Genomic DNA, 13053 nt, shown 5'->3' on the forward strand with positions numbered 1-13053 from the left:
GTGGGAGAAGGTGGCCTCGCGAAGCGAGGTCGGATGAGGGGTGTTCCAGCTTGGCACCAACAGCACTCCGGCCAGCACCCCTCAACCGTCTTGGCGCTGCGCGCCAATCCACCTTCTCCCACAAGGGGAGAAGGGAAGATGGCGGCGCCGACCTTTCCCGATTGAATTGATTTGCACAAATCAATTCTTGCCGGCGCCGGCCCGACTAAGCGTTTGGCGCTCCAGCAACTTCTCTGCCTCAGCCAACACCTCCCCAGGCGCGACACGAGCGCCGGGCGTGGCCAGCAGCGTTGACGAGAACGGCCCGCGCGGCCCGGTCAGGCCGGGTTCTGTCGCCACAAACACCGCGACGGTCGGCAGGCCGAAGGCACTGGCGAGGTGGGTAAGGCCGGTATCGGCGCCGATGACCAGCACCGACCGGCCGATGATCGCGGCGATCTCAGCAAGCGGTGATTTCGGCACCAGCACTGTCTGTGGAACAGCCTGGGCAATCGCCTCGGCAACCGCCTTTTCCCTGTCGTTCGACCAGGTGGTGACCGGCGTCATTCCTCTTTCCACGAGACGCCGGGCCGTCTCGATCCAGTCGCCGACCGGCCATTTCTTGTCCTCGCGGCTGGTGCCGTGCAGCAGGAAGGCGGTTTTTCCGCCGACAAAGGTCGACCCGACGGCCGGCGGCACGATGCCGGAGTCGAGCCCGGAAAAGTCCGGTTCATAGCCGAGCGCCAGCCCGAACAGCCGCCTTGTGCGTTCGATGGCGTGCAGGTCGCGCGGCACAGCATAGCGGCGGGCGTAGAACAAGGTCGCCGAAGGCTCGCGAGCGCTCGACCGGTCGAAGCCGGCGATCGGCGCCGCGGCCTGTTTCGCCACCACGGCCGACTTCAGCAATCCTTGCGCATCGATGACGAGATCGTAGCGGCACTCCCGCAAGGCGCGGCGCAACCCCGCTGCCTCGCGCCATGTGCTGGGGACGAGCGGGCTGGTGCGCCAGCGCCGGATCGCCACGGTGTGGATGGTTGCGATCGCCGGATGCAGCGCCACGATGCCGGCAAAAGCCTCTTCCACACACCAGTCGAACGACACGTCCGGCCGGTTGCGGCGCGCATCCTCGACGGCAGGAAAGCTGTGGATGACGTCACCCATCGAGGATGTCTTGACGATCAGCACCCTCATGCGGCGGCCGGCATTTCCAGCAGCCGTTCCACTGCTGCCGCGACCTGTGCCACCTCAAGCGTGTTCAGGCAGTTGAGGTGGCCGAGCGGGCAGATTTTCCGGTGGCAGGGCGAACAGGACAGGCCGAGCCAGACCAGTTCGCGCTGCTCGGCGAGCGGCGGCGTATTGTGCGGCGAGGTCGAGCCGTAGACGGCTACGATCGGCGTGCCGACCGCGGCGGCAACATGCATCAGCCCACTGTCGTTCGACACCGCAAGCCTGGCCGCGGCGATCAGGTCGATGGCGTCCTCCAGCCGCGTCTGGCCGGCGAGATCGCCAGCGCCCGGGGCAAGCGTGGCGATTTCCGCCGTTACGTCGGCGTCGTTCTTCGATCCGAACAGCGCGACCGCAAAACCTTTTTCCATCATGTCGCGGGCAAGGCCGGCATAGCGGTCGCTCGGCCAGCGTTTGGCGGGGCCGAATTCGGCGCCGGGCATCAGCGCGACGAATTTTTTCGCCTCCAGCCCGAAGCGGCCCAGCAATGCCGCCTGGTTTTTCGTGTCGACGGCGAGCTTGGGGGCACGGAACGTGCCGCCTTGCGCGAGGCCGAAATAGGCCTGCGCCGTGCGCCGTTTCACATCGTCGGGCAACACTACGATATCGGTCAGCAGCCCGTAGCGCATTTCCTTGAGGTAGCCGACACGGCGCGGAATGCGGGCAAAGAACGGGACCAGCGCCGACTTCCAGCTTCCAGGCATGACATAGGCGATGTCGTAGTGGCCGCGCAGCAGGCGGCCGAAGCGCCTTCGCATGCGGAATTCCAGCGCTCCGGATTTCAGCGGCAGATCGACCTGCCGGCGTATTTCGGGCATCCGCTTGACCAGCGGCGCCGCCCATGCCGGCGCCAGCACGTCGATTGCGGCGTTCGGGTGAAGCTCTCCCAGCGCCGAGAACAGGCACTGCGCCATCACCATGTCGCCCACCCAGCGTGGGCCGATCACTAGGATCGTTGGGCTTTCAGCCATTCGACATAGTCTCTGACGCCGGTTTCCACTGTGCGAAACTGACCATTGTAACCGGCGGCGCGCAACCGGGACATGTCAGCTTGCGTAAAACTCTGGTAGCTGCCCTTGAGGTGATCGGGGAAGTCGATGAACTCGATCTCGCCTTTGCCGAGCGCGCCGATCACAGTCTCGGCAATGGCGCGGAACGGCTGGGCACGGCCGGTGCCGCAGTTGAAGATGCCGCTCGATCCGCGTTTCCACAACCATAGATTGATATCGGCAACGTCGCCGACATGGATGAAGTCGCGGCTCTGCTCGCCAGGTCCGAAACCGTCATAGGCGCCGAACAGCTTTGGGTTGTGGCCTTGCTCGACCTGGTTGAACAGATGGTAGGCGACCGAGGCCATGGCGCCCTTGTGCGCCTCGCGTGGCCCATAGACGTTGAAGTAACGCAGGCCTGCCACCGGCGAATGGTCGGTTTCGAAGACGGTGCGGCGGACATAGTCGTCGAACAGCTTCTTTGAATAGGCATAGACATTGAGCGGGCGCTCGCAGTCCGGCTCCTCGCGAAACTCGGCGCCGCCGCCATAGACGGAAGCCGAGGAGGCATAGAGGAAAGGCAGCCGCAGCGCCAGGCAGGCATGCAGCAGCCGCTTCGAATAGGCGTAGTTCACTTCCATCATGAACTTGCCGTTCCACTCGGTGGTGGTCGAACAGGCGCCCTGGTGGAAAACGGCCTCGATGCGGCCGAGGTCGCCGGCCTCCATCCGCGGCAGGAAATCGTCCTTGTCGAGATAATCGGCGATCTGCAGGTCGGCGAGATTGGCGATCTTGTGGCCGTCGGTCAGGTCGTCGACGACGAGAATGTCGCTGATCCCTTCGGCATTGAGCGCGGCGACTATGTTTGAGCCGATCATGCCGGCGCCGCCCGTGACGATGATCATGAAAGCCTCTGGTATCTTGTGCCGATTCCGGCCCTTATAGGGGAGGCTTGCGGGGCTGTCGATAAAGCAGGTCGCAATCCGGCGGTTGGCTGCAGACCTCAGTGCCGCCGCACAGCTTTCGCTTCAGTCGGCAATCCACCGGCGAAGCACGACAGGAGCAAGGGTAATGCCGTCGACCGAACTGCTTATCGCCTTTTTCGCCACCACGGCGATCTTTGCCTACATCCCCGGTCCGGCGATGCTTTACGCTGCTGCGCAAACCATGGCGCGCGGCCGCTGGTCCGGCCTGACGGCGGCGTTGGGTATCCATCTTGGCGGCTATGTGCACGTCGTCGCTGCCGCTGCAGGACTGTCCGTGCTTTTCCATGCCGTGCCGACGCTCTACATGGCGGTCAAGCTGGCCGGCGCGCTCTATCTGATCTGGCTGGGTGTGTCGCTGTTCCGCGCCAGGGCGCAAGACGATGCTGTTATCTCAAGCATCGAGCCGAAATCCGCCCGCCGCGCCTTTTTCGAGAGCATCACCGTCGAGGTGCTCAATCCAAAAACTGCAATCTTCTTCATGGCGTTCCTGCCGCAATTCATCGACGCATCGGCGACGTTTCCCGTCTGGCTGCAATTCCTCGTCCTCGGAACGATCGTCAATCTGATGTTCTCCTCGGCGGATGTCATGTGCGTGGTGCTGGCTGGTGCGCTGATCACCAGGCTGCGGCGCTCGAGCCACGCGCAACGCCTGATGCGGCGTGCGGGCGGCGCGGTGCTGGTCGGATTGGGTGTTCATGTGGCTTTGCAGAAAAGTTGATCCGCCAAACCGGCGTTGGCTGTGGTCGGTTCGGCGCCTGCCGTTGCGCTGAGCCGAATTGCGGTATATCGGCTTCGCCATGAACGACCAGCCCTGCCAGTCCAGCGTTTTCATGAGCATCGGGACCGGCTCTCATTGCACGTCGAAAGATGACATGAGCGAGCAATACCTGCCTTCTCCCGAACCGCTTCACCGCGCCATCTCGCGGTTCGGCAACGTCACCGTGCTGGTGGTCGGCGACTTCATCCTCGACCGTTTCGTCAACGGCGTCATCGAGCGGATTTCGCCTGAAGCGCCCATTCCGGTGCTGCGCGGGCGTGGCGAAACCTCGGCAATGGGTGGCGCCGGCAATGTCGTCGCCAACATCGTCTCGCTCGGCGGCGTCGCAATACCGGTTTCGGTGATCGGCGCCGATCCGGCCGGCGACAATCTCATGCGCATGCTCACCGAGCTTGGCGTCGACACTGGCGGTCTCGCGCAGGACGCCAACCGGATGACCTCGTCGAAAAGCCGCTTCAGCGCGCTCAACCAGCAGGTGCTGCGCTTCGACGAAGAGGAAATCAAGCCGCTGGGCGACGCCGAGCGGGCAACGCTGATCCGGCTGTTCCGGGCCGGGCTCGCGCAAGCCGACATCGTCATCCTGTCCGACTACGGCAAGGGCATGTTGCTCGACGGCGTCGCCGGCGAGCTGATCTCGATCTGCCGCGAGGCGGGAAAGCCGGTGCTGGTCGATCCCAAGGGCCGCGACTATGCTTGCTATTGCGGGGCGACGGCGATCACCCCCAATCGCAAGGAACTTGGCGAGGCGGTCGGACGCGCGGTGTTTGCCGATGACGAGATCGTCGCCGCGGCGCGTGCGCTGATCTCGGCACATGGCTTCGAGTTCGTCGTCGCGACGCGCAGCGAAAAGGGCATGAGCGTCGTCGACGCCGACGATGCCCGCCACATCGCCACGCAGGCGCGAGAAGTGTTCGACGTTTCCGGCGCCGGCGACACGGTCATCGCTACGTTTGCGTTGGCTCTGGCTGCGGGTGCCGACCGCGTCATTGCCGCGGCCATCGCCAACGCGGCGGCTGGCGTGGTGGTGGGAAAACGCGGCACCGCACGGCTGACGGTCGAGGAACTCACCGGCGCGCTGTTTCGCTCGCATGGATCGGTTGCCCACAAGGATGCAATTCTCGATGCCACTGCCGCCGCACGGCTGGTGGCGACGTGGAAGGACGAAGGCCTGAGCGTCGGCTTCACCAATGGCTGCTTCGATATCCTTCATGCCGGCCATGTCAGCCTTTTGCACGCGGCGCGCAGCCAGTGCGACCGGCTGGTTCTCGGCCTCAACAGCGATGCCTCGGTGCGCCGGCTGAAAGGGCCGGGGCGCCCGGTCAACGACGAGCATGACCGGGCCTGCGTGCTGGCGGCGCTTGCCTCGGTCGATGCCGTCGTCGTCTTCGAGGAAGACACGCCGCTCGCGCTGATCGAGGCGCTGAAGCCCGACATACTGGTCAAGGGCGCCGACTATACGATCGATCAGGTGGTCGGCGCCGAAATCGTGCAAAAGGCGGGCGGCCGCGTCGTGCTGGTCGATCTCGTCGCCGGCAAGAGCACCACCGGCACCATCGGCAAGTTGCGCGCCGGCAGCACAAACTGAGGTTTTCATGTCCGAACTGAACGACTATCTGGTCCGCTCGGCGGCCGCGATCACCGCAATGGTCGAGCGCGACCTCACCAGCGAGATGGAGCGGGCGGTTGCCACCGTCGTGGCCGCGCTTTCGCAGGGCAAGGCGCTGCTGATCTGCGGCAATGGCGGCTCGGCCAGCGACGCCATCCATATCGCCGGCGAACTGGTCGGCCGCTTCCTGAAGGAGCGCAAGGCCTACAACGTCATCGCGCTGCCGGCCAATGCGGCGGTGCTGACCGCCTGGGGCAATGATTACGGCTTCGATACGGTGTTTTCACGCCAGGTCGAGGCGCATGGTGCCGCGGGCGCCGTGCTGCTCGCCATCTCGACCAGCGGCAACTCGCCCAGTATCCTCGCCGCCGCCGAACAGGCGCGCATGATGGACATGACGGTGATCAGCCTGACCGGCGACAGCGGCGGCAAGCTCAAGCCGCTCTCCGATATACTGCTCAACGTGCCCTCGACCTCGACGCCGATCATCCAGCAGGGGCATCTGTGTCTCTATCATCATCTGTGCGAAATGGTCGAAGCGCGCCTCTGTGATGGCTGACATCGGCCCGGTCGTGAGGTCTGATCATTACCCGCTCGAAGCGCCGGGCCTGTGGGTCGAGCGGGTCGGCAGCTCCGCTTTTCCAGCTGGCACGCCGGCGCTGTTCCTCGACCGCGACGGCACCATCAATGTCGATAGCGGCTACCCCAGCGATCCGGCTGACATCGTGCTGCGGCCGCAGATGCTGCCGGTGATCCGAACGGCCAACATCGCCGGCGTTCCGGCAATCGTGGTCTCCAATCAATCAGGCATAGCCCGCGGCTATTTCGGCTGGCCGGAGTTCGCCGCGGTCAATGCCCGGCTGCTGGCGCTTCTCGAAGCGCAGAATTGCCGGATCGATCTGATGCTCGCCTGCGCCTACCATTCGAGCGGGACGGGCGAGCTGGCAGCAGCTGATCATCCGATGCGCAAGCCCAATCCGGGCATGCTTCTGCGCGCCCGCGATCTGCTGTGCGTGGATATCAGCCGATCGATCATCGTCGGCGATAAGGCCGATGACATGGAAGCCGGACGGCGAGCCGGGCTCTGCGAGGGTTGGCTGGTGAACGGCAGATCCAATCGGACTTCCGGCGAAGGTGCGTCCAGGATGCGTAACCTGACGACCGATAACGATCACAGCAAACTCTGCGACGCCATCGCCGAGCTCGGCCGGATTAAGGTCTCACTTCGCTGAAAGCCACCAGGCCCTCGTCCTTGACGCGACGGATGGTCAGTGCCGTCCGCACCGTGTCGACATTCGGCGCCGAGGCCAGTTCCTCGATGACGAAGGTCTGAAAGGCGCCGAGGTCGCTCGCCACGCAATGCAGCAAGAAGTCGGATTCGCCCGACACCATCCAGGCGTCGCGAACGATCGGCCAGCCGCGGGTGCGTTCGGCGAAGGTTTTCAGCTCCGCGTCGGCCTGGTGATGCAGGCCGATGAGGCAAAAGGCGACGACGTCCAGGCCGAGCGCCGGCGCATTGAGCAAGGCGCGATAGCCGCGGATGATGCCGGTCTCTTCCAGCCGCCTGACGCGACGCAGGCATGGCGGCGCCGAAATGCCGACGCGGCCGGACAATTCGACATTGGTCATGCGCCCGTCGTGCTGAAGCTCGCGCAGGATCTTCCAGTCAATGGCATCGAGATCGGCTTTGAGCGGCATGGATACCTTCGGCGCTTCACGCAAGAATCTTTCGTGATTTTGTAAACGACTTTGGTGTCCATTCCATCCCTTCAGTCGCTGATTTTGGCACAGTCGCCCGCGCAAGATGTTCATGGATCGTCTGTTTGCGGGGAAGCTTTCCGGGGACGAAGGCGAGGTCGTCTTGCTGGCGTCGCCCGCAACACCTAGATTAGGGCCGAAATCGATCCCTGTGCCGGACGCTTCATTCGCGTCCGGTTGTTGTGAAAGCCCTGATATGACGTCCAAGCACGCACCCGTTCTCATCATCGGCTCCGGTCCCGCCGGCTATACGGCGGCGATTTACGCCGCCCGCGCCATGCTGAAGCCGATGCTGGTCGCCGGCCTGCAGCAGGGCGGCCAGTTGATGATCACCACCGATGTCGAAAACTATCCGGGCTTCGCCGATCCGATCCAGGGTCCGTGGCTGATGGAGCAAATGCTGAAACAGGCCGAGCATGTCGGCACCGACGTCATCAACGACATCATCACCGAGGTCGACCTCAATGTGCGGCCGTTCCGTGCCAAAGGCGATTCCGGCGCTACCTATACCGCCGACGCGCTGATTATCGCCACCGGTGCGCAGGCGAAATGGCTGGGCATCCCGAGCGAACAGACTTTTATGGGCTTCGGCGTGTCGGCCTGCGCCACCTGCGACGGCTTCTTCTATCGCGGCAAGGATGTCGCGGTGATCGGCGGCGGCAATTCGGCGGTGGAGGAGGCGCTTTACCTTTCCAACCTGGCCAAGAGCGTGACGGTCATCCACCGACGCAGCGACTTCCGCGCCGAGCGCATCCTCAGCGAGCGGCTGTTCAAGAAGGACAATGTCCGCGTTATCTGGGACACCGTCGTCGACGAGATCACCGGTCAGGCCGGCAAGATGCCGCTGCCGCCGTCGGTGGAAGGACTGAAGCTGCGCAATCTGGTGACTGGCCAGGAGATGCATCTGATGGTCGACGGCGTGTTCGTGGCGATCGGCCATGCGCCGGCGGTCGAGCTGTTCGCCGGCAAGCTGAAGCAGAAGCCGAACGGCTATCTGTGGACGGCGCCGGATTCGACCTGCACCGACGTGCCGGGCGTGTTCGCCGCCGGCGACGTGACCGACGACATCTACCGCCAGGCGGTGACGGCGGCGGGGCTCGGCTGCATGGCCGCGCTCGAGGCGGAAAAGTACCTCGCCGGGATCGAAGTTCACCGCGAAGCGGCGGAGTAAACAAGCGGCCGAGAAAAGCCGTGCAAAAGCCTGATTTTTCATTCAGACGCCAGAAAACAGAATGGGGGCATCATGGCGTTGGACTGGGACAAGCTACGCGTGTTTCACGCTGCGGCGGAAGCTGGGTCGTTCACCCACGCCGCCGAGACACTGCATCTGTCGCAATCGGCGATCTCGCGGCAGGTCAGCGCGCTCGAACATGATGTCGGCGTGCCGCTGTTCAATCGCCATGCCCGCGGCCTGGTGCTGACCGAGCAGGGTGAGATGCTGTTCCGCACGGCGCATGACGTGCTGATGAAGCTGGAGACGATCAAGTCGCGGCTGACCGAGGCCAAGGATCGGCCTTCCGGCGTGCTCAGGGTGACGACCACAGTGGGGCTCGGTGCCGGCTGGCTGACCGAGCGCGTGCAGGAATTCATCGAGCTCTATCCCGAGATCAGCCTGCAGCTGATCCTGGCGAACGAGGAACTCGATCTCACCATGCGCCGGGCGGACTGCGCGATCCGGCTGCGCCAGCCGCAGCAGCCCGATCTCATCCAGCGCCGCCTGTTCACGGTGCATTTCCATCTCTACGCCGCCCCTTCCTACGTCAACAAATACGGCAAGCCGGCGTCGATCGCCGAGCTGAAGAGCCATCGCATCGTCACCTTCGGCGTGCCGGTGCCGGCGCATCTGTCGGAATTGAACTGGCTGGAAACGGTCGGCGATTTCGAAGGCGGGCAAAGGGTGCCGACGCTGCAGATCAACGACATATTGTCGATCAAGCGCGCGGTCCAGGGTGGCGCCGGCATCGCCATGCTGCCCGACTATGTGGTCAGCAAGGATTCAGGCCTGGTGCAGTTGCTGCCGGAGACCGAAGTGCCGTCCTTCGACACCTATTTCGCCTATCCCGATGCGATGAAGAACCAGGCGAAGCTGCACGTCTTCCGCGATTTCATCATCGCCAAGGCGCGTAGTTGGTCATTCTAAACCTCTGCACATCCCTTACCACCATGCATTGCGGACGATCCACTCCTACTGGCCGCGCCATGGCGTCAGGCGGGGGAGCCAGCCTGGAACGGCATGGCGGTAGGCCTCGTACTCGGCGCCATAGCGGCGGGCAAGCGTCGGTTCCTCATGGAACTTCACGAACGAGACCATGGCGACGGCGGCGATAGCGGCATAGGCGACGAGAGCCGCGCTCGAAAACAGCAGCGCCTGGCCAAGGATGATCGCCAGCACAGCCACATACATCGGGTTGCGGACATGGCGGTAGATGCCGCCGACAACCAGTCGATCGGTTGGGGCGACCGGAGCGGGCGTGCCTCGGCCTTCGAGAGCAAAACGGGCAAAGGCATGAAGCAGCAAGGCCGTTGCAACGACAATCAGGACCCAGCCGACCGGGACCAGGCCGGGCAGGGTCGACCATGGCATGCGATAGCGATCGGTCAACAGCCAGGGCAGCAATCCCGCGACCACACCGGGCGCTGCGATGAAGAACAGCGCGCTGCCGGCGATCGCCTGACGGGTCCTCATCGGGGCTTCCTTGGTCGCGATTTTCGGGCCGATGCATGTCTGCCCCAAAAATAACGGCTGCCGCAAAAATAAACGCGCGCTGCCTGATTCGCCATCATTCGTTGTTTTCTGCATTCTGGACCGAAAATCGGCGCTGGTTCGCTATTTCGCAGTGATTCTTGACTGGCTGCGCACCGCATTTCGCGATTCTTCTGGTCCTACGAGGCCAAGCAACGGCTTAGACCACAGCCTGTGTCATTTTGCATGCGAGTGTTGCAAAATAGATGCTTGTTTCTTGGGCATGATGAGCACATATATGGATCATCTCCTGGGCGCGTTCTCCTCCCATTAGCGCCCTCGAGTGTTCCCCTCTGGAGGTTAGCCTTAACAGGCACTTCCAATCAAACTCAGCCGGATCTTCGTTGATCCGGCTTTTTTGTATCCCGAACCCTGCCGACGCTGACGCAAAGCCGACCGAAATTGTCATGTAACAGTGACATGTAACCTCAGGTAACATGTCGCAGGCGCGCAGCATCGACTAAGCAGATCATAGGACGCGGTGTGGTTCGTGCGGGAGATGGGGGCATCACTCGGACGATCCGGGCTCAGGCGGCTACCGCGTCCGAACTATTCTTCCGCTGAGGCTGTCAAGCGTTGGCGGCATGTGCGGCGGACCTGCCATTTCGCCTCCCACGAAGACGGTCCGCAAGAGAACGGCGTCCGGATCATGTCCGGACGCCGTTTCCTTGTGTTCTGCAGCCTGACCGTCGCCAAGTTCCAGTGTCAGGCGGCCTTGCCATTGGCGTTCAACGCCTCATCGGCCAGGCGGCCGGTGAGTTCAGCCATATGGTCGAAGCTGGCACGATAGCTGGCCACGCCCGCTGTGGCCGAACGCAGCTCGATGATCAGATCGCCGATCTCGGCCTGCGGCATGGTCGCCTCGACGACATCCCATCCCGGCCAGCCGGGCCGCGCATCATAGCCGAGGATTTGGCCGCGCCGCTGCGGGATCAGGGCGATGATTTTCGATGTCGCGTCGGACGGCGTGACGATTTCCACCTTCATGATCGGTTCAAGCAGCACCGGCGAGCAGGCGGCCATGCCTTCCTTCATCGCCAGCTTTGCCGCCATCTGGAAGGCCATGTCCGACGAATCGACGGAATGATAGGAGCCGTCGGACAGGTTGACGGCGACGTCGACCACTGGAAAGCCGAGCGGGCCCGATTTCAGATAATCGCGCACGCCGGCCTCGACCGACTGGATATAGGTTTTCGGCACGGCGCCGCCGGTGATGGTGTCGGTGAACTGGAAACCGGAGCCGCGCGGCAGCGGCTTGATCTCGATCACCACGTCGCCGAACTGGCCATGGCCGCCCGACTGCTTCTTGTGACGGCCACGCTGCTGCGCCGCTTTGCGGATCGTCTCGCGGTAAGGCACGGCCGGCGGATGGCCTTCGACTGGAATCTGGTTCTTGCCCTCCAGCCGCTCGCGCACGACACGCAGATGCATTTCGCCATGGCCCGACAGCACGGTTTCGGCCGAATCCTGATTGTGGCGCACGCTGAGCGAGGGATCTTCCTCGGCAAGGCGCTGGATGGCCGCCGACATCTTGACCTCGTCCTTGCGTTCCTTCGGTCGCAACGCAAAGGCGAAGACCGGTTGCGGCGGCGTCAGCGTGAACAAGGGGTTGATGCCGCCCTTGACCGAGCTCAAGGTCTGACCGGTCGTGACCTCGTCCATCTTGCCGAGCGCGACGGTGTCGCCGGCCGGGGCCGAGGTGAGCTTGGTCTGGTCCTTGCCGAGCATTCTGTAGATGCCGGAGACCTTTGCCGTCGCGCCGTTCGAAAGGAAGAGCTCGGAGGCGTCGGCAAGCTGGCCGGACAGGATGCGCGAGATCGACAGCTTGCCGCCATGCGCGGTGTGGATGGTCTTCATCACCTGGACCACGGTCGCATTGCCGTCTGGTGCGTCGAGGCGCTTGTGTGTTGCTTCAACATCAGGCGCGTCGTGGCGGATCGTTTTTAGCAGCCGCAGCACACCATTGCCCTTCTCGGCGGTGCCGATCAGCACCGGCGTCACGGCACCATCGCGCAAGTCGGCGGCCAGGTCGTCGAAGATGGCGTCCTTGGGCGGCTCGATTTCGTCGAGCAGCTGCTCCATCAGTTGATCATCATGGTCGGCGAGCGTCTCCAGCATGGAAAAGCGCGCTTCGAGCTCGCGCGCCTTGTCGTCGCTGGGGATCTGGGCGACTTCGCTTTCGGCATATTCGCGATAGATGTAGGCGCGCTCCAGCGCCAGGTCGATCGAGCCGATCACCACGCCGTCCTTGCGCAGCGGGATCTGGCGCAGCAGCAAAGGCACCGAGCTCGCCGGCTGCAACATCTTCAGCGTGTCGCGCACGCCTGATATCGCCTTGTCGACCTTGTTGAGGAACATGATGCGCGGCACGCCGAGATCATCGAGCTTGCGCATGATCAGCTGCAGGGCAGGGATCTTCTTCTCGTCGGCTTCGGCGACGACCACGGCGATGTCGCAGGCGGCCAGAACCGGCTCTGCCTCGAAGGAGAATTCGATGGAGCCGGGACAATCGACGAAGGTGAGTTGCTCGCCCATGAAGTCGGTGGTGGCAAACGTCGCCTCAACGCTCATGGCGTGGGCGCGTGCCTCGGGCGAATGATCGGAAACTGTGTTTCCCGAGGAGACCGGATTCTGGCGGGGGATGGCGCCCGTACGGGCCAATATGGCTTCGAGAAGTGTCGTCTTACCGCTTGCAAAGGGACCGACGATGGCAATGCATTTCGGTCCCGTGCGTCGTCCTCCGGCGCGAGTTCCCATGACTGACCTCCACTCAGGCGTTTCCCTGGGAGCGGCGGCCGGCCTGTCGACCGTCGCGGGCGGGGCTTTTTCAGTTTGCCGCCTACCCAAAGGCATCGTCCCACGGGTTAGGCGGGAGGGCAAGTGATTTGAGAATCGGGTGACTTGAGAATCGGGGGATCGCCTGATGTCGCGGATGTTGAGCCATGATCGGCGAAGCGTCGATCGCGGGTCTGGGCTTTCCGTCAATGCCG

At 63.5% G+C, this 13053-nt stretch carries 12 protein-coding genes; 6 read left to right on the forward strand and 6 right to left on the reverse strand.

From position 1 onward, the window contains the following. Positions 1-180: 180 nt before the first annotated feature. The 3 genes from waaC to rfaD are packed head-to-tail and all read right to left on the reverse strand — an operon-like array spanning position 181 to position 3097. Positions 181-1170, reverse strand: coding sequence for a lipopolysaccharide heptosyltransferase I (gene waaC / locus AC0L2V_RS01945; protein ID WP_473519267.1), 990 nt, complete (start codon positions 1168-1170; stop codon positions 181-183). Next, positions 1167-2174, reverse strand: coding sequence for a lipopolysaccharide heptosyltransferase II (gene waaF, locus AC0L2V_RS01950; RefSeq protein WP_473519269.1), 1008 nt, complete (start codon positions 2172-2174; stop codon positions 1167-1169). Before waaF ends, waaC begins: the two co-directional genes overlap by 4 nt. Further along, positions 2150-3097 (reverse strand): ADP-glyceromanno-heptose 6-epimerase, encoded by a 948-nt coding sequence (rfaD, locus tag AC0L2V_RS01955; RefSeq protein WP_473511223.1) that lies wholly within the window; start codon positions 3095-3097, stop codon positions 2150-2152. Before rfaD ends, waaF begins: the two co-directional genes overlap by 25 nt. Positions 3098-3263: 166 nt before the next feature. On the opposite strand from rfaD, the gene AC0L2V_RS01960 reads away from it, so the two are divergent. The 4 genes from AC0L2V_RS01960 to AC0L2V_RS01975 all read left to right on the forward strand — a co-directional run bounded on the left by AC0L2V_RS01960 (position 3264) and on the right by AC0L2V_RS01975 (position 6794). Continuing rightward, a complete protein-coding gene (locus AC0L2V_RS01960; protein WP_473511224.1) occupies positions 3264-3896 on the forward strand; it encodes a LysE family translocator in 633 nt (210 codons plus the stop codon). A gap of 154 nt (positions 3897-4050) precedes the next feature. Then, positions 4051-5541 (forward strand): D-glycero-beta-D-manno-heptose-7-phosphate kinase, encoded by a 1491-nt coding sequence (gene rfaE1 / locus AC0L2V_RS01965; RefSeq protein ID WP_473511226.1) that lies wholly within the window; start codon positions 4051-4053, stop codon positions 5539-5541. 7 nt (positions 5542-5548) lie between these two features. Then, positions 5549-6121: a D-sedoheptulose-7-phosphate isomerase gene (locus AC0L2V_RS01970; protein WP_473511228.1), complete on the forward strand. Its 573-nt coding sequence runs from the start codon at positions 5549-5551 to the stop codon at positions 6119-6121. Beyond that, positions 6114-6794: a D-glycero-alpha-D-manno-heptose-1,7-bisphosphate 7-phosphatase gene (locus tag AC0L2V_RS01975; RefSeq protein ID WP_473511230.1), complete on the forward strand. Its 681-nt coding sequence runs from the start codon at positions 6114-6116 to the stop codon at positions 6792-6794. The genes AC0L2V_RS01970 and AC0L2V_RS01975 overlap by 8 nt, the downstream gene beginning before the upstream one ends. On the opposite strand, the gene AC0L2V_RS01980 is transcribed toward AC0L2V_RS01975, so the two are convergent. After that, a complete protein-coding gene (locus AC0L2V_RS01980) occupies positions 6775-7260 on the reverse strand; it encodes an Lrp/AsnC family transcriptional regulator (RefSeq protein WP_128186463.1) in 486 nt (161 codons plus the stop codon). The two genes, AC0L2V_RS01975 and AC0L2V_RS01980, sit on opposite strands and share 20 nt — an antisense overlap. A 256-nt stretch (positions 7261-7516) precedes the next feature. On the opposite strand from AC0L2V_RS01980, the gene trxB reads away from it, so the two are divergent. Together trxB and AC0L2V_RS01990 are read left to right on the forward strand one after the other, a co-directional pair. Next, positions 7517-8491 (forward strand): thioredoxin-disulfide reductase, encoded by a 975-nt coding sequence (trxB, locus tag AC0L2V_RS01985; protein ID WP_473511232.1) that lies wholly within the window; start codon positions 7517-7519, stop codon positions 8489-8491. 72 nt (positions 8492-8563) lie between these two features. Next, positions 8564-9460: a LysR family transcriptional regulator gene (locus AC0L2V_RS01990; protein ID WP_023799796.1), complete on the forward strand. Its 897-nt coding sequence runs from the start codon at positions 8564-8566 to the stop codon at positions 9458-9460. Between the two features lie 45 nt (positions 9461-9505). Here AC0L2V_RS01990 and AC0L2V_RS01995 read toward each other — a convergent pair whose 3' ends face one another. Together AC0L2V_RS01995 and AC0L2V_RS02000 are read right to left on the reverse strand one after the other, a co-directional pair. Continuing rightward, the gene (locus AC0L2V_RS01995; protein ID WP_473511234.1) at positions 9506-10006 is read right to left on the reverse strand and encodes a methyltransferase family protein; all 501 of its coding nucleotides are present in this window, start codon (positions 10004-10006) and stop codon (positions 9506-9508) included. Between the two features lie 762 nt (positions 10007-10768). Then, complete coding sequence (locus AC0L2V_RS02000; protein WP_473519271.1) at positions 10769-12820, reverse strand: elongation factor G; 2052 nt, start codon at positions 12818-12820, stop codon at positions 10769-10771. Between the last annotated feature and the right edge of the window lie 233 nt (positions 12821-13053).

This window comes from Mesorhizobium sp. WSM4814, assembly GCF_055811595.1.